Below are 22,169 nucleotides of genomic sequence, written 5' to 3' on the forward strand. Positions count from 1 at the left end.
CAGCTAAATTCACATTTACATGGCCGCAGGCTAAGATTTTCGCTTCGAGAACGGTTTTACCCGGGCCAATCCGCCATGACCGACACTTCCACCGAATCATCCGAGCAGATACCGCGGCTGGTGTTGATCGCCGCTTGCTTGCTTTTGCTCTGCGATGTAGCGGTGACACTCTACCAGCAGACCAGCGGCCGCGGCTCTTTATCCGATCTAATCAGTTTGCTATTGCCGGGAACTGCCGCGCTATTGCTATTCGGCAACCTACTGCTACACCCGACCCGCGACAAATCGCTGGCGGCCCAGGTGCGGCGCAACTACGATGCGCTGAACCATCCGGTCGTGTTAGTCGACAGTGCCGGCCTGATACGCGCTATCAACCGCGCCGCCACATTGGCGACAGGCAAAAACGCCGGGGATTTGCTGAATCAGCCGGTACACGTTTGGTTTCACCCGTGCCAGCTTGCGGAAAGCGAATGCCCTCTGTGCCAACACATCAAAGCCGGTAAAGCCATGCTCGCCGCCGATTTCGCTTTCCCCGGCGACACTTGGCGGGAAATCTCGCTGCAGCGTTTGAGTTCGCGCAACAATAGCGAATTGATCGAATTTCACATCGATATCACACCGCGTAAGCGCGTCGAAGAACAATTGACGCTGGCCATCGACGGCGCCCAACTGGGCTATTGGGATTGGGAGTATCCCACCGGCAAGCATTTGGTCAATCAACGTTGGCTCGACATGCTCGGCCTGAAGCAGGACGAACTCGACAACTACGTCAGCGATTGGGCGAGGCGTTTGCACCCTGACGATAGGGAGCGGGTAAGGACTGTCGTCGCAAAACACATCGAGTCCCGCCGCCCTTATGTCGTCGAATTTCGCATGCGCCACAAACTGGGCCACTGGGTTTGGATTCAAGGGTCCGGAGCCGTAGTCGCACACGATCCGGTAAGCGGCGGCCCCACCCGTTTATGCGGCACCCATCAGGATATCAGCCAACGCAAACAGTCCGAGACCAATTTACAGGCCGCTTACCACATTATCAGTCGTAGCGGTGCAGTGGTATTGAAATGGAACAATTCCGAGGGCTTGCCAGTCGAGTTCGCCACTGAGAACGCTCGCCAGCTATTCGGCTACAGCGCAGAGCAACTGGTTAACGGCGGCGTGTTTTACACAAACCTGGTACATCCGGACGACTTGGCCGCATTCCAAAGGGAGATTGAAATCGGCGGTGAATCCTTAGAATGCCAGGAAATCGTCCATCAACCTTATCGTATCGTTACCCACGGCGGCGGCATTAAATGGGTGCAAGACCGAAAGATGATCGTCCGCAACGAGCAGGGCCGGATTACCGATTACCAGGGACTGGTCAGTGACGTCACCCAGCAACGCCAGCAAAACAGCGCCATCAGAAACATCATTTCCAGCACGGCGCCGCAGAATGCCGAGTCACTATTGGATAACTTGACCATACTGACCCTGGAAACTCTGGGAGCCGATTACGCATTGGTAGCAGAAGTATTGGATAGCGGCCGCGCCCATAGCCTTTCGCTATGCGCTCACGGCAAAATCGTGCCCAACCAGGAAATTAGCTTATTGAATTCGCCCTGCCGGGAGGTTGCTGCCGGCCGCATCTGCTGCTTCGGCAGCGGCGTCGGCCAAACCTTTCCTAACGCGGGATGGTTGCAAGCGCGACATATCGAGGGCTATCTCGGCATTCCGCTACAGGACAAACAGCAGAACAGTTTCGGCTTCATCGCCGTGTCGTATTGCAAACCGATCCCCGACGCCACATTCGCCACAGACATACTGAAGCTGCTCGCGCTGCAAATCAGCGCAGAATTGGCACGGAGCCGGGCAATCGATGCGTTGCAGGATCAAAAACAACGCTTACTGGATGCGCAAAGTATTTCCCATATCGGCGATTGGCGCTGGCGTTTGTCCGACAATCATTTCAGTTGGTCGGACGAAATGTACCGCATCACCGGGACCGCAAAACCGGATTTTTCCCCGGATTTTTCGGCGATTTTGACCCGACTGGTGCACCCGGAAGACCAAGCTTTTTTCAAATCGGCGATGCAAAATGCCGTCCACGGCCACGTTATCGACTTTCGCCACCGGATCGTATTGAGTAATAAGGAAATCCGTCACGTGCACCAGCGCGGCAAAGCCTTGCGCGATGCCGATAACAAAATCGTCGGCGTGCAAGGCACCATGCAAGACATTACCGACCGCCTGCAGGCCGAACAACGTTTGTTGGAGGCGAAACAGCAGGCGGAACAAGCTACCCGGGTCAAATCGGAATTTTTGGCCAATATGAGCCACGAAATCCGCACGCCGATGAATGCCATCATCGGTCTGGTGGAGCTATGCCTGAACACCGGTATCACCGACAAACAACGCGATTATCTGGAACGGGTCGAAACCGCGTCCCGATCGCTGATGACCATCATCGACGATATTCTGGATTTCTCGAAAATGGAAGCCGGGAAGATGCACTTGGAATCCACACCCTTCGTACTCGAGGAAATGCTGGATAACGTCTTTTCCACAATGTCAGAACTTAGCGCCCGCAAAGGCTTGGCGCTAATTCGGCCGCCGGCGGACCAAACGCATCTGGCAGTCGTCGGCGATCCACAACGTTTACGGCAAATACTTATCAACTTGATCGGTAACGCTATCAAGTTCACCGAACACGGCGAGATCCGAGTCACGCTAAACGAATTAAGCCGCTCGGCCCAACAGACCTGCATGCAATTCAGCATCAGCGATACCGGCATCGGTATGAACGCCGAAATGCAAGCCAAATTGTTTCAAGCTTTCAGCCAGGGCGATAGCAGCATCACCCGCAACTATGGCGGCACCGGGCTTGGTCTGATCATATCGAAGCAGTTGGTCGAGCAAATGGGCGGAACGATCAGCGTTTCGAGTCGGGAAAACGTTGGTTCCACCTTTACGTTCAGTGTCAAATTGGGTATCAGCAATATGGCTTCGATTCGTCAGGCACAATACCTGCGGAAAAATACCCTGGACACCGACAAGCTGCATACCATCGCCGGAGCCCGGGTATTGTTAGTCGAGGACAACGAAGTGAATCGAATCGTCGCGATCGAATTGCTCAAGCAAGCCGGTATCGAGGCGGAGGTCGCCGAAAACGGCGAAATAGCCTTGCAGAAATTGCAACAGATGCCGTTCGACTGCGTATTGATGGACGTACAGATGCCGGTCATGGACGGCTATCAGACCACGAAACACTTGCGATCCCTGCCAAGTTGCCAGACATTGCCGGTCATCGCGATGACCGCGAACGCGATGAGCAATGACCGCAATAAGTGCCTGCAAGCGGATATGGACGATTTCGTCAGCAAACCGATATTGCCGGAAACCCTCTACGCGGCCCTGGTGAAATGGATTGCCCCGCGCACCAACACCACGCTCCACATCGCGCCGAAAGACACAATCAACAGCCATATCCCTTACCTTTACGGCATCGATAGCGTCGTCGGTTTACAGCATACGGCCGGAAACCGGGTGGTCTACCGCAAAATCCTACAAAAATTCGCCGAAAACCACGCCGACACGATGGCCGAAATCAATCAGGCGGTTGCCGACAACAATCACGATAAAGTTTACCAATTGGTCCATACTTTAAAAGGCTTGGTCGGCTCACTTGGCGCGCTACAGTTACAAAGCCATTTGGTGCGACTGGAAGAATGCTTGTCGGCCACTCAGTCCAACCCCGGAATCTGGTCGACGATAGAAAGCAACATCGCCGCCACTGCGTTGGAAATGGCCAAAGTGATCCGCGGCATCAACAGCGCGCTACCGGCCGCCGCCGAACCTGAGGCGAAAATTAGCCTGTCGCCGCTGGAACTCCGTCAACAATTGGCGTTACTGATCAACAAATTACAAGTCTTCGACTCGGATGCAGATCGGCAAATGGAACAGATCGCCGCCGCGGTCGAAGACGCAAATCTGGCGGAAGCGTTGGCACCGGTGAAAAAGCAAATCGCCAATTACCAGTTTGTGGAAGCCGCTCAGGCACTGAACCGTTTATTGGATTCTGGAATGTAACATCATGGAAAACCCAAAGGCCCACACCATCCTAGCGGTGGACGACAGTCCGGAAAACCTGGATTTGATCAAAAACATCCTGGAGCCTTACTATCACGTCAAGGTCGCCGTGAACAGCGAACTGGCGATAAAAATCGCGTCCAGCCAACTTCCTGACTTGATTCTGCTGGATATCGTGATGGACGGTACCGATGGCTACCAGACCTGCCTGCAACTCAAATCGCAAGATAAAACCCGTAACATTCCCATCATTTTTTTGACCGCCAAACATACCGAAGAAGACGAGGTCCACGGCTTCCGCATCGGTGGTAACGATTACATCACCAAGCCCTTTTCCCCTTCCATCGTCCTGGCCAGAGTCAAAACCCAAATCCAACTAAAAACCAAATCCGATCTGTTGGAAAAATTGGCGTCGCTGGACGGATTGACGGAACTTCCCAACCGCCGCGCGTTCGATGCAGCGCTGGAACGGCAGTGGAACCAATCCAAGCGTACCGGCATGCCGCTTTCCCTGATGATCGTCGACATTGATTCGTTCAAACAATATAACGACTTTTACGGCCACCCGATGGGGGACGAATGTTTGAAACGGGTAGCCGAAGCATTGCAAGCGATGACCCACCGCCCGGAAGACTTGGTCGCTCGACTCGGCGGCGAGGAATTCGCAATCCTGCTACCCAACACCGACAGTATCGGCGCAATGCTGAGGGCAGAACAGTATCGGGAAACCGTAGAAACCCTGAAAATCCGTCACGTCAAGAACAATCCCTTGGCTTTTGTCACCATCTCCGTCGGCGTTGCCAGCTTACAGGCCCATGCTCACGACCACTCGGCAATTCTACTAAAAGCCGCCGACGACGCGCTCTATCAAGCCAAAAACCAGGGGCGCAACCGGGTTTGCGCCAACAACATTACCGACATTGGTTAAAGGCCCCAGCGGAATCTCGCATCGAGAACAGCGGAAACCCGCTATAATCCGCGCCTATCGCCACCACCGATCGCCGCCGACTCGTTCCGAATATGCACGTTTATCTCGATTTCAACGCTTCGTATTTTGCAGCGTTCCTAATGGGTTTGTTCAGTAGCCTGCATTGTATCGGCATGTGCGGCTCGATCATCGGCACGCTGACATATAGCCTTAAACCCGAGCTGCGTAACGACAAACGGCGTTTGTTCGCAATCGTACTGAATTACAACCTGGGGCGGATTTTCAGCTACGCCCTGGCCGGCGCGTTGGCCGGGGCGATACAGGTGTTTCTAAGCTTGCCGTTCAGCCATGGCCAAGCACATCGGTTGCTGCAACTTTTTTCAGCCGCCGTGATGGCCGGCGCCGGTCTGTACTTGGCCGGCTGGTTCCCACGCTTTGCTTATATCGAAAAAGTGGGCGCGCGCTTTTGGAAATGCATCGAACCTTTGGGCCGACGCCTGATTCCGGTACAGAACCGCACCCAGGCCTTATTGTTCGGTATGGTTTGGGGATGGCTGCCGTGCGGCCTGATCTACACCGCGCTGGCGTTAGCGGCAACGGCCGAAGGGATAGTACACAGTGCAATGACCATGCTAGCTTTCGGGTTAGGTACTTTACCAGCCGTCATGGGAATCGGTATAATGACTTCGTTTATGACTCGGCTTTCCAGACTGCGCCAATTCAAGCATGCGGTCGGAGCCTTGTTTATCATTTTCGCATTATTGGCAGCCTTTCCTTGGCTAAACCCGATGCGCGTTGAACACATTATGACGTATTGAGAGGTTTTACAGGTGGATAACTTCAATTCGATTATTGGACAGTCTCCAGCCATAGAAGCGCTAATCCGTAGCGCCCGAATTGTCGCCGCGACCGACGTTACCGTCTTGATCAAAGGCGAAACCGGTACCGGCAAAGAGGTACTCGCCACGGCAATACAGAAAGACAGCCCGCGCGCCAACAAACCTTTTATCACGTTGAACTGTGCCGCCCTACCCGAGGGCTTGGTCGAATCGGAGATTTTCGGCCATAAAAAAGGCGCGTTTACCGGCGCAATTTCCGACAAACAGGGATTGTTCCAGGCCGCTGACGGCGGCACGCTCTTCCTGGACGAAATCAACTCATTACCGATCAGCATTCAATCGAAACTGTTACGTTTTCTGGAATCCGGCGAATGCCTGCCGGTCGGCGGTACCAAACCCTATACTGTCAACGTGCGCGTCATTGCGGCCTCCAACGCCGACTTGACCAGATTGATCGAAAACGGCGAGTTTCGCCAAGACTTGTATTTCCGCCTGAATGTCGTCCCTCTGGAAATCCCGTCCTTACATCAGCGTAGCGAAGACATCGAAGAGTTAGCGAAACACTTCTTCGCCCATTTTTCGGCGACGCATTCGCTAGAACCACCAACCTTCAGCAGGCAAGCGTTAAAAACCCTGCGCAACTACAAATGGCCGGGCAACGTGCGCGAACTGCGCAACCTCTGCGAACGACTCAGCATCCTGCTATCCGGCAAAGTCATCGAGCCGGAAAACCTGCCGCACGAATTCAGCCGTGGAACGGTAGCCTCCGGCCCGGAATTCACGCTGCCGGAACTGGGTCTGCAATTGGATGCATTGGAAGCGGACATGATTTTACAGGCGCTGACCAGAACCAAAGGCAACCGCAGCAAATCCGCCAGATTGCTGGGCATATCGCGCGATACGCTACTGTATCGGATTCAGAAACACGGTTTAGCCACCCACTGACAAACCGAGGCCGCAAATTCAGCGGCCTTTTTTATGCCCCGCAAAAAAGGACTACGGCTAACAATTTCCAATCCGCCGTATTATCGTTTGCGCACCCATTGCACCGTTACATTGTCGCTTTTGCCCTGAGCCCGCAGCACGGCCATTTTCGCCATCTTCTGCAACTCGGGTTTAGCGCTGGCCGGTTGCGACAATTGCAACAATTCGGGCTCTTTGACAAATTCCCAAAAGCCGTCGCTGCATAAAATGAAGGTCTCGCCACTTTTTACCGGCGGACAACTGACAATATCGACAACCGGAGGATATAAGGCGTTAATACTCCGCGTCAATTTATGCTGATCTGGATGCACACCCATTTCCCATTCGCTGATCTTACCTTCGTCAAACAATTGCTGCGGCAGCGAATGGTCCTTGGTCCGCCACAGCACCCGTTCGGCGTTGAGCCGGTAAATGCGCGAATCTCCGCAGTGTGCGGTGATGGCCTGCTCAGCGTCCAGATACAATATCGCACAAGTCGTATGCGCATTTAGCGCGACCGGGTCGCCGGCAAACAGCTCGCGCATACCAGCCACGGCCTCGGCAATCCAATCCTGCACCGCCGGCGCGCCGCGACTTTGAATAGGTGAGCGATATTTATCCACCAACGCAATCAAACAACGGCAAAAATATTGCGACGCTTTTTCCCCGCCATGGTGACCGCCCAAACCGTCAGCCACCACAAACAGCGCATATTCGTTACATACCCGATGCGCCATACAATCTTGATTGACCTCGCGGTTACCGATCGAGGTCAATTGGTAAAACTCGAGTTCTGCCAGCATAGCTCTAACCGTGCAAACGCGCCTCTCGCATCACCCGCTTCATATCCCTTACCGCTTGCTCCAACCCGCAAAACAAAGCCTGGGCGATCAAGGCGTGGCCGATATTCAATTCGACGATAGAATCGATCCGGCAAATCGCTTCGACGTTGTGCAGATTTAAACCATGTCCGGCATTGACCTGCAGGCCGGCGGCATGGGCGTATGCCGCTGCGTCGCGAATCCGCTGCAGCTCCCTTTCACGCTCCTCGCAGGTTTCGGCATCGGCATAGCGGCCGGTATGCAATTCGACTACCGGAGCACCGGCAGCCAACGCCGCGTCGATTTGGCGAAAATCAGGATCGATGAACAACGAGACTTCGATGCCGGCCTCGGCCAACTGCAGACAGGCTTGTTTCATTCTGTCGGCAGCGCCGGCCACGTCCAAGCCACCCTCGGTCGTCAATTCCTCGCGACGCTCTGGCACCAAACAGCAAGCCTGCGGCCGCAGTTCACAGGCGATCGCCAGCATCGGCTCGGTCACCGCCATTTCCAGATTCAAGCGGGTATGTAACATCTCCTGCAACAGCCGGATATCCCGGTCCTGAATATGCCGTCTATCCTCCCGCAAATGTGCGGTGATGCCGTCGGCACCGGCTTGCTCCGCCAACAACGCTGCCTGCACCGGTTCAGGGTAACGGGTACCTCTGGCTTGCCGCAGTGTCGCGACATGATCGATGTTGACGCCCAGCAATATAGTTTGTTTTGTCATGTACTCTTAAATCCGAGGAAAAAATCCGCGAAAACCATTCGGTTATAAATGTTTGATTATTTTGGCCAGCACTGCGCGACTACTCAGCTGCCGCCCTTGCAAGTGGACATCCAACATTTTCCTGAGCAGGGCTTTGGCTTCGACCAACGCCTCAGCCGGCAATGCCGCCCTGCCGGCTAACATCGCCAGCGTGCCGCCGCCGACCGCGCCGCCGCCGGCCTGTTCCATGCCGTAATCGGCAATAAAATTGTAGCGCCGACCGGCGACAATCGGTTCGCCGCTGACATCGTAAGCCAAATCGGCGGCATAGCCGGCCTCTCGCAACAAATCCAGCTCGAAATAGCGCAAAGTTTGCTCGATATTCCGAGCATCAGACAATTCGCGCAGGCATCGCCGGTAAAGCGCGAAAATTCCCGGTTGGGGATCGGCTTTCTGCACGAAGATACCGACCAATTCGTTGACATAAAATCCGCAGTACAAAGCCAAGCTCTGTAACGGATAACTGTCGACATATTCGGCGTCGGCCAGGACTTTGAGTTCATGTTTGCCGACATAAGACAGCTTCAATGCCGAAAACGGCAGCAGCAGGCCGGCCGTCTTCGACTTCGGTTTTCTGACCCCCTTGGCCAAAATCGCAACCATCCCGAAATCGCGGGTGAATACGTCTAACAACAGACTAGTTTCCCGATACGGCCGATGTTGCAACACGAACGCCGGCTGCAAATGAACCGCACTACCATCCATCACTCACCGAAGTCGGTAAAACCCAAACTCTGTAAGGCCCGCTCGTTATCCGACCAGCCTTTTTTCACCTTGACCCATAACTGCAGATAGACTTTTTGGCCGATCAATTTTTCGATATCGACTCGAGCCTCGCTACCGACCTTTTTCAGCATCTCGCCCTGTTTACCGATGACGATGCTTTTCTGGCTGTCGCGCTCAACTAAAATCGCCGCGTAAATTTTGCATAATTCCGGGTATTCTTCGTAGCGCTCGATTTCGACAGTCAATGCGTAAGGTAGCTCGTCACCCAGACGCCGGGTCAATTTCTCGCGAATGATTTCCGCGGCAAAAAACCGCTCCGGCCGGTCGGTGATTTGGTCCTCCGGGTAAATCGGCTCGGCCTCGGGCAATAAGGCCATGATTTGCTGCTCCAGCACATCCAGATTGGTATTCCGTAAGGCCGACACCGGCAGAATGTGTTGGAACGGATACTTAGCCTGAGCCTCGGCGAAAAACCGCAGCACGGCGTCCTTGTCCTTGAGCTTATCGACTTTGTTGACCACCAGAATCACCGGCAAACCGGCTCGTTCCAGCTTCTTGAAAATTTTCTCGTCGTATTCGTGCCAATACAAGCCGTCCAATAACCAGACCACGACATCGACTCCCAGCAGGGTGCTGTCGGCGGTTTTGTTCAGGTAACGGTTCAAGACTTTTTTTTCGTCCTGATGCATGCCCGGCGTATCCATGAAAATCGCCTGACCGGCCTCGGTGGTTTTGATGCCGAGAATCCGATGCCGGGTGGTTTGCGGCTTGCGGGACGTGATGCTGAGCTTTTGCCCCAGCAAGTGGTTCATCAACGTCGACTTGCCGACGTTGGGCCTACCGATCAGAGCGACATATCCGCAGTTCATTTAGCCTTGGTTTGCAAAAGGTTCAACATATTTTCCGCCGCGGCCTGCTCGGCCTTTTTGCGGGAGATTCCGACACCGTTGCAGGTCTCGGAAGTGACCACGACGCTACATTTCACTTCGAAAGTCTGGGCATGGTCGGCTCCGGACATGCCGATCAATTCGTAAACCGGCAAGGGCTTGCGGCCGGCCTGCATCAACTCTTGCAACCGGGTTTTCGGATCCTTGTTCCAATCGTCGACTTTCAAATCTGCGAACTTATCGGCAAACAGGCGCAGTATCCATTGCCGGCAAGTGTCGATGCCCTGATCTCGAAGCAACGCGCCCATGATAGCTTCCAGCGCATCCGACAAAATCGAATCGCGACGAAATCCGCCGCTCTTCAACTCGCCTGACCCCAGGATCAGATAGTCGCCGAGATTATGCTGTCTGGCCAATTCGGCCAGCGAACTTTGATTGACCAGACTAGCCCGCAAACGGCTCAGCACGCCTTCGCCGGCATCGGGAAACAACTCGTACAATTGCTCGGCAATGACGAAGCCGAGTACCGAATCACCCAGATATTCCAACCGTTCGTTATTGCGGGCACCGACGCTACGGTGGGTCAGCGCCATGCTGAACAACTGCGGATCGTTGAAGGTCAATCCGAGTTTTGCCGAGAGAAGTTCGGGTTTCTTAATCACTTGTTGCCGGCTTCGAATCCTTCGTGGAATTCGACCAGTACACTCAGATTGCCCATGATGTGCTCCACCCGCTCGTAGTCGATTTCGACCCGGACGTAACCCGGTTGCGCCACGATCGTCACGTCTTCGGGCTTGACATGTTCGACATAGTTCATATCGAACCGTTTATCCAGACTGGTCTTGATCTCGGATTTAGACTTGGTGACGATATCGGTCGTGTTTTCGATCGCCTTGATCGCATTGACCACACGGCTGTGATTGATATAAATCGGCGCAATCTTCAGTATCAACAGCGTAAAGAAACCGATCAATGCCAAAATGAAGGCTATCGACAAAAAGGTCAGGCCTTGCTGTTTTCGGGGTAAAGAGCGCATCGCGTCCTCCTAAAAGCTTAAACAACGGGCGCATATCTGGTATCAATGCACACCGCTAAACCGTCCGGTAAGCCCGGATTACTGCAGTACTGTCCCCAGACGGCCGAAATCGATGCCGTTATTTTGCCAATCCCAATTCATCCAGATAAAGAACGCTTTACCGACCAGATTGGCTTCGGGTACATAGCCCCAGTAACGGCTGTCGTTACTATTGTCGCGGTTGTCGCCCATCATGAAGTACTGCCCGGGTGGTACCACAAAGACGTCTTCAACCGTGGAAGCTCCAGGCGCCACCAGGATGGAATGTTGCACGCCGTTCAAATCTTCTTCCAAGCGCTCGGCACCGGTCATATTGGCGCCTTGACCGACACCCTGGTAGCGTCCTAACGAAACTTGTTTAATCGGAGTACCGTTTACGTAAAGTTTCTTGTCGAAATAGGCGATTCTATCGCCGGGCAAACCGATCACCCGTTTGATGTAATCGACTTCCGGTTGCTTCGGGTAACGGAATACGACGATGTCGCCGCGTTTCGGCTCACCCATTTCAACGACTTTGGTATTCAATACCGGCAAGCGGATACCGTAACTGAATTTGTTGACCAGGATGAAATCGCCGACCAGCAGCGTCGGCATCATCGACCCGGACGGAATCCGGAACGGCTCGACCAAAAACGAACGCAGCAATAGCACGATCAAGACCACCGGAAAAAACGAACGGGCGTATTCGACCAACACCGGTTCCTTTTCGGTTGGATACGGCAAACCGGCGCGCTTCAAATACAGGCTGTAGCCACCCCAGACGATACCGGTGACAAACGTGGCGGCGACCAAAAAAAATGAAAAATCGTAATCCATAAACTATTGCCGTTACTCTTTATTGACTTGCAACACCGCCAGAAACGCCTCCTGCGGAATCTCGATACTACCGACCTGCTTCATCCGTTTCTTACCGGCTTTCTGCTTTTCCAGCAGTTTTTTCTTCCGCGTGATATCGCCGCCGTAACATTTGGCCGTCACGTTCTTACGCATGGCCTTGACCGTGGAACGGGCGATGATTTTGGAACCGATCGCGGCTTGGATCGCGACTTCGTACATTTGGCGCGGAATCAAATCCTTCATTTTTTCGACCAAATCGCGGCCGCGGTTTTGCGCCTGGTCGCGGTGGACGATAATCGACAACGCGTCGACCTTGTCGCTGTTGATCAAAACATCCAGTTTCACCAACGGCGCCGGCTCGAAACGGAGAAATTCGTAATCGAACGAAGCGTAACCGCGGCTGACCGACTTCAAGCGATCGAAGAAATCCAATACCACTTCGCTCATCGGCAACTCGTAATTCAACGAAACCTGACCGCCGACATACTGCATGTTCTTTTGGTTGCCGCGCTTTTCGACGCATAGATTGATCACGCTGCCCAAGTAGGTCTGCGGTACCAAAATGTTAGCCAAAATGATGGGCTCGCGAACCTCTTCGATGGTGCCGGGATCCGGCAACTTCGCCGGGTTATCGACCATCATCACTTCGCCGTTGTGGGTCTCGACTTCATAGACCACGGTCGGCGCGGTCGTAATCAGATCGATGTTGTATTCGCGCTCCAGCCTCTCCTGCACGATCTCCATGTGCAACATGCCGAGAAAACCGCAACGAAAGCCGAATCCCAGCGCCTGCGACGTTTCGGCTTCGTAATTCAATGCCGAATCGTTCAGCCGTAATTTGTCCAAAGCCTCGCGCATGGCGCCGAAATCGTCGGAACTGACCGGATACAGGCCGGCAAATACCCGCGGCTGCACCTTTTCGAAACCGGGCAAGACTTCGCCGGCCGGATTGTCGGTCGCGGTAATGGTATCGCCGACCGGGGCACCGAAAATGTCCTTGATACCGGCGACGATAAAACCCACCTCACCCGTTGCCAGCTCTGGCTTTTCCAACTGCTTGGGCGTGAACACGCCCAGTTTGTCGACGGGATAAGACTTGCCGGTCGACATCACGGTGATCTTTTGTTTACGCCTCAACGAACCGTTGACAATGCGTACCAACGACACCACGCCAAGGTAGTTGTCAAACCAGGAATCGATGATTAAGGCCTGCAGCGGCCCGGCTTCGTTACCGCTTGGCGGTGGAATTTTTTGGATCAGTTGTTCCAGCACCGACTCTACATTCAGGCCGGTCTTGGCGCTGATCTGACAGGCGTCGTCGGCCGGAATGCCGATGACGTCTTCTATCTCGGCCATCACCCGCTCCGGCTCGGCCGAGGGCAGATCGATCTTGTTCAATACCGGCACCACTTCGAGTCCCTGCTCGATCGCGGTGTAGCAATTGGCGACACTCTGCGCCTCTACACCTTGAGCGGCATCGACGACCAGCAAGGCACCTTCGCAGGCAGCCAAGGAACGCGACACTTCGTAGGAAAAATCGACGTGGCCCGGAGTGTCGATGAAATTCAGTTGGTAGGTTTCGCCGTCGCCGGTCTTGTAATCCAGCGTAACGCTCTGCGCTTTGATGGTAATGCCGCGTTCCCGCTCCAGATCCATAGAATCCAGTACTTGAGCCTCCATCTCCCGGTCGCTGAGTCCGCCGCAAATTTGAATGAACCGGTCCGCCAATGTCGATTTCCCGTGGTCGATATGGGCGATGATAGAGAAATTTCTGATATGTTTTTGATCCACTTAGCTTCTTGATAATACGTTGGGTTGCAATAACTTACGGCGGCTGCCCTGCCGCCGGATGGCGGGTTCAGGCAGTAGCCAATATTTCCCGGAATTGGGCAACGGTTTCGGCGGTCAGCGGTTGCCGTTGATTATCCCAAACCACGCCGTCGAGGGCGTCGGCCAGGGTATCGATGGTTTCCATGAAATCGTCGAATACGGCCAACGGATTGTCGACTTCGCGCGGCTGCATAAAAAAGACAATGCCGGGACAATAGAAATCGTCCAACCCTGTGTCGGGAAAGGTACCGGGATCGACCATGCTGGCCACCGCAAAATCCACCATCCGATTCGCGTCCACTCGCTCGAACACTCTGACGCTACCGTAACGCAAACCGACCCGTTCGAAGGCGTCGAACAAGTCTTCACCGTTGAACCCCTGATCGGCGCGAGCGACGATGCTGAATTCGATCAGAATCGGCAAATGGGTGCGGCTGGTAGCGGGCGCGGGAACAGCAACCGCTTTTTCCGGTTCCCGCCGCGCGGCAACCGCGGCTTTCGGCGACGGCTTGATAGCTTTGTCATCTAACAACGCATCTCCATCAACCAGGTCGTCTCCCAAAGCAAACACGCCGAGGCCGTCTTCCTCGCCCTCAACGGCAAATTCGTCCACAGTTCTGTCGTCGTAAGAGTCTTCGTCGTAGTAATCGTCGGCGGCGCGTTTATAACGCAACGATTTGACGAAATGCCACAACACCATGCCGATCATCACCAGCACGCCGATCAAAATAATCACGACTCTTAATAATTCTTTATCCATCAGTTTTCCGCCATGCTTACCGCTTCATCAATATCCACCGCCACCATTCGGGATACCCCGGGCTCCTTCATGGTAACACCTGCCAGATGTTTTGCAATTTCCATTGTGACTTTGTTGTGTGAAATGTACAAAAATTGGACGGTTGCCGACATGTCTTCCACCATCTTCGAAAACCGCACGACATTGGCATCGTCGAGCGGCGCGTCGACTTCGTCCAGCAAGCAGAACGGCGCCGGATTCAACTCGAAAATGGAGAAAACCAAAGCCACCGCGGTCAGCGCTTTTTCGCCGCCGGACAACAAATGGATGGAACTGTTCCGCTTTCCGGGCGGCCTGGCAATAATGTTGACGCCGGCTTCCAGCAAATCGTCTTCGGTCAATTCCAGATAGGCCTGACCGCCGCCGAACAAGCGCGGAAATTTTTCTTTGAGACCGTTGTTGATCTTGTCGAAGGTTTCCTTGAAACGCTGCCGGCTCTCGCGGTCGATCTTGCTGATCGCCTGGTCCAAGGTATTCAGGGCGTCGACCAGATCGTCGTGCTGCTCGTTCAGGAACTTCATCCGCTCAGACTGGGTTTTGTATTCCTCAATCGCCGTCAAATTGATCGAACCCAAACGTTCGATTTGATCGACCAGATCGTCGACCTCGCGCTTCCATTGACTCTCGCTGGCGCCCTCGTGCAAGTTGGCCAGTATCACTTCCGGATCGGCATCGACTTCAGCCAATTGTTCAGCCACGGTTTGCTGCCTGACCTTACTGTCCTGCTGCTCGAAACGAATTTGATCCAGCGCTTCCTTTTGCTTCTCCAACGCACGCTGGGTTTGCGAATATTGTTCGGCCAACTGGCTGACGGATTGTTCGCTAGCCTGTTGCGCTTGGCGTTCGGCGCGCAGGCCATCCTCGAATTGTTGTTTTTTTTCCAACAACTCTTCCAACTGCATACGCTCCTCGTCCAACGGCGCCAGCGCATAGTGCAATTTGTTTTCCAACTCGACGATCCGGTCGGCCGCTTGCTGATGCTGCACTTGCAGGCGCTCGATCTGTTTGGCAGTCAGGATTTCCGAGGATTTCAAGGATTCGATCTGGGCATGCAAACGATGCAAATGCCGGCGAGCTTCATCGACCGAAGCGTCGGTGTTCTGCTGCCGAGCCTGCAATTCCTGACTGAGTCGCTCCAACTCGGTCTTACGGTCGCCCAAATCGCCCAAAGCTTGTTCAGCGTCCTGTTTGGCCAATTCCGCTTCCGAGATGCTCTCGACCACCTCGGCTAAATGCTGGCCGATCTCCTCGACTTCATGGTCCAACTGTTCCAGACGACGCTTTTGTTGTTCGAAACGCGCGGCCTGGGCGCTGTATTCGGCGCTTTTTGCCGAAAACTCGGCACTCAACAATTTTTCTTTCTGCTGATATTGCTCGCGATGGCCTTCCGCGGCCTTCAAGTCGTGTTCGCAATGTTCCAATTGCTGTTCTTGTTCGGCAATCGCCATTTGCAATTCGGCTTGCCGCAATTTCAACTCGCGCAATTCTTTTTCCCGGTGCAACACGCCGGCCTTGCTATCGCTGCCGCGGCTGACCTTGATCCAGTCGCGGCCCAGCCAAGTGCCGTCCGGCAGCACCACCGACTCGTGCGCCTGTAGCGGCAGTTGCCGCGCCTGCCGCATCGAGTCCGCGCAATAGATTCCGCTCAAAAAACTGTCCAGCCGCCAACGGCTGCGGACCTTGCCGGCCAAGGTGTCAGCCACCACCGATGCGGGCGCGGCAGCCGGGTGAGTTTCGAACACGATCAGCGACTGCTTGTTCAGCTCTTGCAGCTCGGCCAAAATCGCGTCGGCGCTGTCGATACAGATTGCTTCCAGATAACTGCCTAACACGGTTTCGGCCGCCGTTTCCCAGCCTTCGTCGGCTTCGACGAATTCCGCCAGCCGCGGCTGCTGTTCCAAGCCCATTTGCTCCAGCCAGACGCCGAGTTCTTTCTTATCCTTACCCATCGCATGTTGCTGCAACAATTCCAGCGAACTGATCTTGCCGTTGACCTTTTGCAATTCGGCGCGGTCGGCGTGCAACTGTTCCTGAATCTGCTTGATTTCCGGCCGCAGCTCGCCGATACGTTGCAGCACAGCATCCAAATCCTGCTGTAGCTGCTGGCGCTCAGTCTCGATCAGCTCGATGCTGCTATCCAGCGTTTCCAATTCCAACTGCAACCGGGTATCGGTCAAACCGTGGCGTTCGCTGTGCAATTTATCGAGCCTTGCCTGCAATTGCCGACTCTGGTTTTCCAACTGAACCAGCTTGGTCCGCTGCACTTCGACTTGCTCCCGGTAACCGGCGTTTTCGGCCAGAAAAGTCTCCCACTGCTGTTGCCATTGCTGTTTTTGCAGATGTGCGTTCTGTTGGATACCCAGCAAATCCTCTTCACGTTCCTTGGCAACTACCATGGTTTCTTCGGCTTCCAATAGTGTCTGCCGGATCTCCTCGAGTTGTTGCCTATCCTGCTCGCATTCGACCTGCGCTTGCTCCGCCTGCTGCTTCAAGCGCTCGATCTCGACCAAGGTTTCTTCGTGGCTCTTCTGATTGTGTTTGATGGTTTGCTCGAGACGGCTGACTTCGGCCACCAGCGTGGTGTATTCAGCTTGGGTCGAGTCCAGATGCTGCTGCTGAGCTTTTTGTTCGCTCCGCTTCAGCTCCATCGCCTTCTCGGTATCACGCAACAACACAAACAGGCGATTGTGTTCTTCAGCCACGCTTTGCAACTTGGCTTCGAGTTGTTGCGCGGAACGTTGAAAATTGCGCCAGCGCATCGCCAGCAATTCCTGTTTAAACTGGCGTTCCTGTTTTTTCAATTCGGTGTATTTCTCGGCCTTTTCCGCTTGCCGAGCCAAGTTTTTGATCTGCTTTTCCACCTCGTCGCGCAGATCGTTCAAACGCTCCAGATTTTCCCGGGTGTGACGCATGCGGGTTTCGGTTTCCGAGCGGCGTTCCTTATATTTGGAGACACCGGCAGCCTCTTCGATGTGCACGCGCAAATCTTCCGGCTTGGCTTCCACCATCCGCGAGATCGTGCCCTGCTCGATGATCGCGTAACTGCGCGAGCCCAGACCGGTGCCCAAAAACAAATCGGTGATGTCTTTGCGCCGGCATTTGGAGCCGTTGAGCATGAACAGCGACTGGCCGTCGCGGCTGACTTGGCGCTTGATCGAAATCGTCGCATATTTGGCATATTCGCCGCCGGCCTTGCCTTCGCTATTGTCGAATACCAGTTCCACCGCAGCCACGCTGACCGGCTTGCGGCCGGATGAACCGTTGAAAATAACGTCGGCCATATTGCCGCCGCGCAAGTGCTTGGCCGAACTCTCGCCCATGACCCAGCGCACCGCGTCGATGATATTGGACTTGCCGCAACCGTTAGGCCCGACGATCGCGGTCAGATTGCCGTTGATCGGAATCGTGGTGGGATCGACGAAGGATTTGAATCCAGAAAGTTTGATTTTCTCCAGTTTCATGACTGGTTGGCGCGTGCAAGACCGGCTACAAAACCCCGCATTATCCCCGAAATGGGGCGACGATTGGAATGGATTTTACCGCCCGAAGTGTTGCATCAGCATTGCAATCGAATCGCGCTATGGGTTTTATCGCTTCACGTGCGAAAATTTTAGCCGTCCTCCGGCCGCCTAGTTTCACGGCCGAAGCATTGTTAACCGGCCACTAACGGATTGCTTTGATGAACCTCGACCTGCGCACGATGATGGTGATGATTGCCGTGCTCAGCTTTTTACTCTCCATCCTGCTATTGGTCGCCAGTCTGCATGCTCGCGGCATAAGGGGCTTGAGGCACTGGTCAATGGCCAGCCTGTTCATCAGTTTCGGCGCCGGCCTTGCTTATCCGGCACTGACTCCGCAACCGGGCTGGAACATCGTTGCCGGCGCATCGTTTCTGGTCATCGGCTCGGCCTTGCAATTTCTCGGAATTCAAGCCTTCAAAAACCGGTCCTGCCGATGCGGTTTGCTATTCGCGGCAGTAGCATCGGTGGTCGGCGTCAGCGCTTGGTTTACCTTGTTCGCACCCAATACCCAATTACGCGCCAGCGCCAATTCCCTGATTTTCGCCGGGATCAATTTCGCCTGTGCTCGCTCGTTGCTGATTCCGCTCGCTTCCTATCAGAGAACCGCGCATTGGTTGACGGGTGCCTCTTTCGCGGCGCTGGGTTTGGTTTATGTCGCCAGGGCGGTGTCGATATTTTCCTCCCCGGCAACAGATTACGACCTGTTCAATTCAATGCCGCTTAATCCTGTCATGTTTTTTGCCGGCAGCGTCATCCAGTTGTTTCTCAGCTTCGGCTTTGTCCTGATGGTGAACTACCGGATGGCGGCCGAACTGGAAAACCTAGCCGCGATTGACGCCCTGACCGGCGCTTGGAACCGGCGCAGCCTGGATCTGGAATGCCAACGCCTGCTAGCGCGAAGCGCGCGGCGCAAAGAAGCCTTGGCCGTTTTGATGCTGGATGTCGACTATTTTAAAAACATTAACGATGCTCACGGCCACCAAGCCGGCGATCAAGTCTTGAGACAATTGATAGAAAACGCCAAGCGCCAGATTCGTGGCGAGGATTATCTGGCGCGCTACGGCGGCGAGGAGTTCTGCCTGATCCTGCCCTGCACCAACGAAAAGGAAGCCCACTGTCTAGCGGAAAGACTGCGGCAAAGCCACGCCACCCAACCGACGCAGTGGCAAGGACAAACCATAACCAGCACCATCAGCATCGGGATTGCCGGTTCGGACAACATCGGCTTGAATTTTTCCGCGTTGTTGCAGGCTGCCGACACAGCCTTGTATCGCGCCAAGCAAGCCGGACGCAACAGGGTGGCCAATTTCTCGGATATTTCGTTGTTGGACTTGGGCGAGTAGCCCGGCCAATATTGGCCCGGACCGGCGATTGATGCCAGCGCGGCAAGGACGAAGCAACCGGCTTTTCGCTAGCCGGTTGCTTCCGGATAAGAAGATCAATTCAACAGTGTGCGCACGCGGTCGGCGGAGGTATTACCGTGGGCGGCTACGACTTGCCCAGGTTCGCGGCTGATCCCCGAAATCAAGTCACCTAGCGCTTGCTGGGCCTGATCTCGACTGGCGATTTGCGGACGTTCAATCTCAGGAATCTGGGCAAATGAGGCCTGCGACCGTTTTAAAGACTCCTCCGACAGCACCAGCGTATCGCCGGATACCGCTTGATTTTTTTGCGGCGGCACGTTCTGTTCGCTTGTTTTGCGCCGCTCGGCGAGTTCATCGGCTACCGTTCTGCGCGAAGCCGCCACCTGGTTCAATGCAACGTTTTGCTGGGAATGACTGGGATTAATTTCCATAATCGCCTCCACGTAACTGAATAAATATCGACCAAAACAGAGCTTCTGGCTGCCAGACTTTAGATTCTAACTCAAGCCCGGGACTTTGCTGACTATTTTGTTTCGGAGTTTTCAAGAAACAACAGCGATTACTGCGGCATACATAAAACGGTGTCCAGCGCCCCTGGGTTACCTACTGACGAAAAGGTTATTAGTCCGCCTCCTTAACTGGTAAAATTTCGCCTTTGCGGCAGATTGTTCGCGGCAAATTTTCATTACCCGAGTAAAAGACACGATGACCACCCGACCCAGCTCAGATTTGACCACTTTCGAAAACCCGCGTCCGGCCCGAGATTTCACGATCCGGATCGACATTCCGGAATTCACCTGCCTGTGCCCGATGACCGGCCAGCCGGATTTCGCCAAACTGACGATAGAATACGTGCCGGATCGACTCTGTGTGGAGTTGAAATCCCTGAAACTTTACATGTGGACCTTTCGCGAACGCGGTGCGTTTCATGAGGCCGTCACCAACGAAATTCTCGACCACATCGTCGCAGCGATTTCGCCCAACTTCATGCGCCTGCGCGCCGAGTTCAACGTGCGCGGCGGCATTTACACCACGGTAGTCGCCGAACATCGCAACCCGAATTGGCAAGCACCGGCGCCGGTAGCATTGCCTTAGCCTGAGGCCTCGTGAGCGGCAGAACCTTTTACAACGCCGACATTGCCGTCGCCCTCAAGTACGACGGCAAAAACGCGCCCAGAGTCACCGCCAAAGGCGAAGGCATTACCGCTCAGCAAATCTTGGCCATCGCCGAAAAGCACGGCGTCCCGTTGCAAAACCAACCGGAATTGGCGCGGATATTGGCGCAGATTCCGCTGGGCGAAGAAATCCCCCAACAACTTTACGTCGCCGTTGCCGAAGTCATTGCTTTCGCTTACTTTCTCAGCGGCAAATTACCCGATCCCGAACCATGAGCTTAAAACAGATTTGCACCGTCCTGCCTCAATACGCCCTCCCCCATCACTTGCTTTCAAGCTGGATGGCCAAATTGACCCACTGCCGCAACAAAACCTGGAAAAATCTGTTCATTCAAGCCATCAGCCGGGCATACGGCGTCAATCTGGAAGAGGCCAAATATCCCAATCTTGACCACTACGCCAACTTCAACGAATTTTTCACCCGGGAATTGAAAGACGGCATCCGGCCGATCGCGGCCGCGGCAGATGCAATCGCCTGCCCGGCCGACGGCGTAATCAGCCAAGTCGGCACAATTCAGGATGGCCGTATTTTCCAGGCCAAAGGTCACGAATATTCTGCCTTGGAATTGCTCGGCGGCGACGCGGAGCGCGCAGCCGCTTTCGAACACGGCAGCTTCGCGACGATTTATTTGTCGCCCAAGGACTACCATCGACTGCACATGCCTTTGAGCGGAACGCTAACGGAAATGGTACACATACCGGGCCGCCTGTTCAGCGTCAACAACGCCACGGTGGAGACCGTACCCAATTTGTTCGCCCGCAACGAACGCGTAGCCTGCTTGTTCGAAACCGAGGCCGGTCCGATGGCGTTGGTACTGGTCGGAGCAATTTTCGTATCCAGCGTCGAGACGGTCTGGCATGGCGTGGTAACGCCGCCGTCGATCAGCGCGCCGCGGACTTGGCAATATCCGGACAAGCCGCCGATGCTGGACAAAGGCGCCGAAATGGGCCGCTTCAATATGGGATCGACCATCATCGTCTTATTCGGCAAAGACGTTACCGCTTGGAACGGCGAGTTACAGGCCGGCCGCGCCGTTAAGCTCGGTGAAGCTATCGGCCGCGTTTTGAAATAAGCCGCAAGGTTCGCAATTGCCTGCCGGCATGGGTTTAGCCGGCCTAATGTGGCATAATGGCCGCTTGTCCGCCGAGCCGGACCATTAAAACAACGACAACAACACGAGGATAAATATGAGTTTTTTGATTTCCGACGCAATGGCTCAGACTGCACCTGCCATGCAACAACCGGGTTTCGAGGGCATGCTGTTTCCGCTGGGCATTTTGATATTTTTCTATTTTCTGTTCATACGCCCCCAAGCCAAACGCAATAAAGAGCAGAAACAAATGCTGGCGGCACTGACCAAAGGCGCCGAGGTGGTCACCAGCGGCGGTATTCTTGGCAAAGTTGCGGAATTGGACGATAACTTCGTCAAACTGGAAGTCTCCGACAATAGTTTCATCCAAGTGCAACGCCACGCCATTGCCAGCATGATGCCCAAAGGCACTTACAAAACCTTGAACAACAAAAAATCCTAACCCCGACCGCCGCAACCCGTTTACTTCCCGCTCTTAC

20 protein-coding genes are annotated in these 22,169 nt (G+C 54.5%); 9 read left to right on the top strand and 11 right to left on the bottom strand.

The annotated features are described in order from the left end of the window. Positions 1 to 75 precede the first annotated feature (75 nt). The 4 genes from C2U68_RS10230 to C2U68_RS10245 all read left to right on the top strand — a co-directional run bounded on the left by C2U68_RS10230 (position 76) and on the right by C2U68_RS10245 (position 6,777). Positions 76 to 4,065 carry a PAS domain-containing protein gene (locus tag C2U68_RS10230; RefSeq protein ID WP_140912378.1) on the top strand — a complete coding sequence of 1,330 codons (3,990 nt, stop codon included), beginning with the start codon at positions 76 to 78 and terminating at the stop codon, positions 4,063 to 4,065. Between the two features lie 4 nt (positions 4,066 to 4,069). Next, positions 4,070 to 4,993 carry a diguanylate cyclase domain-containing protein gene (locus C2U68_RS10235; RefSeq protein ID WP_140912379.1) on the top strand — a complete coding sequence of 308 codons (924 nt, stop codon included), beginning with the start codon at positions 4,070 to 4,072 and terminating at the stop codon, positions 4,991 to 4,993. Positions 4,994 to 5,085: 92 nt separating this feature from the next. Continuing rightward, positions 5,086 to 5,811, top strand: a complete 726-nt coding sequence (locus C2U68_RS10240) for a sulfite exporter TauE/SafE family protein (RefSeq protein ID WP_140912380.1) — start codon at positions 5,086 to 5,088, stop codon at positions 5,809 to 5,811. A 12-nt stretch (positions 5,812 to 5,823) separates the two neighbouring features. Continuing rightward, positions 5,824 to 6,777, top strand: coding sequence for a sigma-54 interaction domain-containing protein (locus C2U68_RS10245; protein ID WP_140912381.1), 954 nt, complete (start codon positions 5,824 to 5,826; stop codon positions 6,775 to 6,777). Between the two features lie 80 nt (positions 6,778 to 6,857). On the opposite strand, the gene C2U68_RS10250 is transcribed toward C2U68_RS10245, so the two are convergent. The 10 genes from C2U68_RS10250 to smc form a co-directional block, all read right to left on the bottom strand. Then, complete coding sequence (locus C2U68_RS10250) at positions 6,858 to 7,598, bottom strand: PP2C family protein-serine/threonine phosphatase (protein ID WP_140912382.1); 741 nt, start codon at positions 7,596 to 7,598, stop codon at positions 6,858 to 6,860. A 4-nt stretch (positions 7,599 to 7,602) separates the two neighbouring features. Then, positions 7,603 to 8,346 carry a pyridoxine 5'-phosphate synthase gene (gene pdxJ, locus C2U68_RS10255; RefSeq protein ID WP_140912383.1) on the bottom strand — a complete coding sequence of 248 codons (744 nt, stop codon included), beginning with the start codon at positions 8,344 to 8,346 and terminating at the stop codon, positions 7,603 to 7,605. Between the two features lie 42 nt (positions 8,347 to 8,388). After that, positions 8,389 to 9,090, bottom strand: a complete 702-nt coding sequence (gene recO, locus C2U68_RS10260; RefSeq protein ID WP_140912384.1) for a DNA repair protein RecO — start codon at positions 9,088 to 9,090, stop codon at positions 8,389 to 8,391. Further along, positions 9,090 to 9,980, bottom strand: a complete 891-nt coding sequence (era, locus tag C2U68_RS10265) for a GTPase Era (protein ID WP_140912385.1) — start codon at positions 9,978 to 9,980, stop codon at positions 9,090 to 9,092. Before era ends, recO begins: the two co-directional genes overlap by 1 nt. Further along, on the bottom strand, positions 9,977 to 10,660 hold the full coding sequence (gene rnc / locus C2U68_RS10270) for a ribonuclease III (RefSeq protein ID WP_140912386.1): 684 nt from the start codon (positions 10,658 to 10,660) through the stop codon (positions 9,977 to 9,979). The genes era and rnc overlap by 4 nt, the downstream gene beginning before the upstream one ends. After that, entirely contained in the window at positions 10,657 to 11,034 is a 378-nt protein-coding gene (locus C2U68_RS10275; protein ID WP_140912387.1) for a DUF4845 domain-containing protein, read from the bottom strand. Before C2U68_RS10275 ends, rnc begins: the two co-directional genes overlap by 4 nt. A gap of 78 nt (positions 11,035 to 11,112) precedes the next feature. Continuing rightward, positions 11,113 to 11,889 carry a signal peptidase I gene (lepB, locus tag C2U68_RS10280; protein WP_140912388.1) on the bottom strand — a complete coding sequence of 259 codons (777 nt, stop codon included), beginning with the start codon at positions 11,887 to 11,889 and terminating at the stop codon, positions 11,113 to 11,115. A 12-nt stretch (positions 11,890 to 11,901) separates the two neighbouring features. Next, positions 11,902 to 13,701, bottom strand: a complete 1,800-nt coding sequence (gene lepA, locus C2U68_RS10285) for a translation elongation factor 4 (RefSeq protein ID WP_140912389.1) — start codon at positions 13,699 to 13,701, stop codon at positions 11,902 to 11,904. 67 nt (positions 13,702 to 13,768) lie between these two features. Then, positions 13,769 to 14,500, bottom strand: a complete 732-nt coding sequence (locus tag C2U68_RS10290) for a cell division protein ZipA C-terminal FtsZ-binding domain-containing protein (protein WP_140912390.1) — start codon at positions 14,498 to 14,500, stop codon at positions 13,769 to 13,771. Next, complete coding sequence (smc, locus tag C2U68_RS10295) at positions 14,500 to 18,000, bottom strand: chromosome segregation protein SMC (RefSeq protein ID WP_140912391.1); 3,501 nt, start codon at positions 17,998 to 18,000, stop codon at positions 14,500 to 14,502. Before smc ends, C2U68_RS10290 begins: the two co-directional genes overlap by 1 nt. 218 nt (positions 18,001 to 18,218) lie before the next feature. On the opposite strand from smc, the gene C2U68_RS10300 reads away from it, so the two are divergent. Next, entirely contained in the window at positions 18,219 to 19,403 is a 1,185-nt protein-coding gene (locus tag C2U68_RS10300; RefSeq protein WP_140912392.1) for a GGDEF domain-containing protein, read from the top strand. 95 nt (positions 19,404 to 19,498) lie between these two features. Here the strand turns inward: C2U68_RS10300 and C2U68_RS10305 are convergent, their stop codons facing one another. Then, positions 19,499 to 19,855 (bottom strand): hypothetical protein, encoded by a 357-nt coding sequence (locus tag C2U68_RS10305; protein ID WP_140912393.1) that lies wholly within the window; start codon positions 19,853 to 19,855, stop codon positions 19,499 to 19,501. Between the two features lie 274 nt (positions 19,856 to 20,129). Between C2U68_RS10305 and queF the strand changes: the two genes are divergently transcribed. The 4 genes from queF to yajC all read left to right on the top strand — a co-directional run bounded on the left by queF (position 20,130) and on the right by yajC (position 22,132). Beyond that, on the top strand, positions 20,130 to 20,519 hold the full coding sequence (queF, locus tag C2U68_RS10310) for a preQ(1) synthase (RefSeq protein WP_140912394.1): 390 nt from the start codon (positions 20,130 to 20,132) through the stop codon (positions 20,517 to 20,519). 11 nt (positions 20,520 to 20,530) lie between these two features. Continuing rightward, complete coding sequence (locus C2U68_RS10315) at positions 20,531 to 20,815, top strand: EscU/YscU/HrcU family type III secretion system export apparatus switch protein (RefSeq protein ID WP_140912395.1); 285 nt, start codon at positions 20,531 to 20,533, stop codon at positions 20,813 to 20,815. Beyond that, on the top strand, positions 20,812 to 21,672 hold the full coding sequence (asd, locus tag C2U68_RS10320; protein ID WP_140912396.1) for an archaetidylserine decarboxylase: 861 nt from the start codon (positions 20,812 to 20,814) through the stop codon (positions 21,670 to 21,672). The genes C2U68_RS10315 and asd overlap by 4 nt, the downstream gene beginning before the upstream one ends. Positions 21,673 to 21,787: 115 nt before the next feature. Beyond that, on the top strand, positions 21,788 to 22,132 hold the full coding sequence (gene yajC / locus C2U68_RS10325) for a preprotein translocase subunit YajC (RefSeq protein ID WP_140912397.1): 345 nt from the start codon (positions 21,788 to 21,790) through the stop codon (positions 22,130 to 22,132). Positions 22,133 to 22,169 lie beyond the last annotated feature (37 nt).

The sequence above is a fragment of the Methylomonas koyamae genome (genome assembly GCF_006483455.1).
Lineage (GTDB): Bacteria > Pseudomonadota > Gammaproteobacteria > Methylococcales > Methylomonadaceae > Methylomonas > Methylomonas koyamae_B.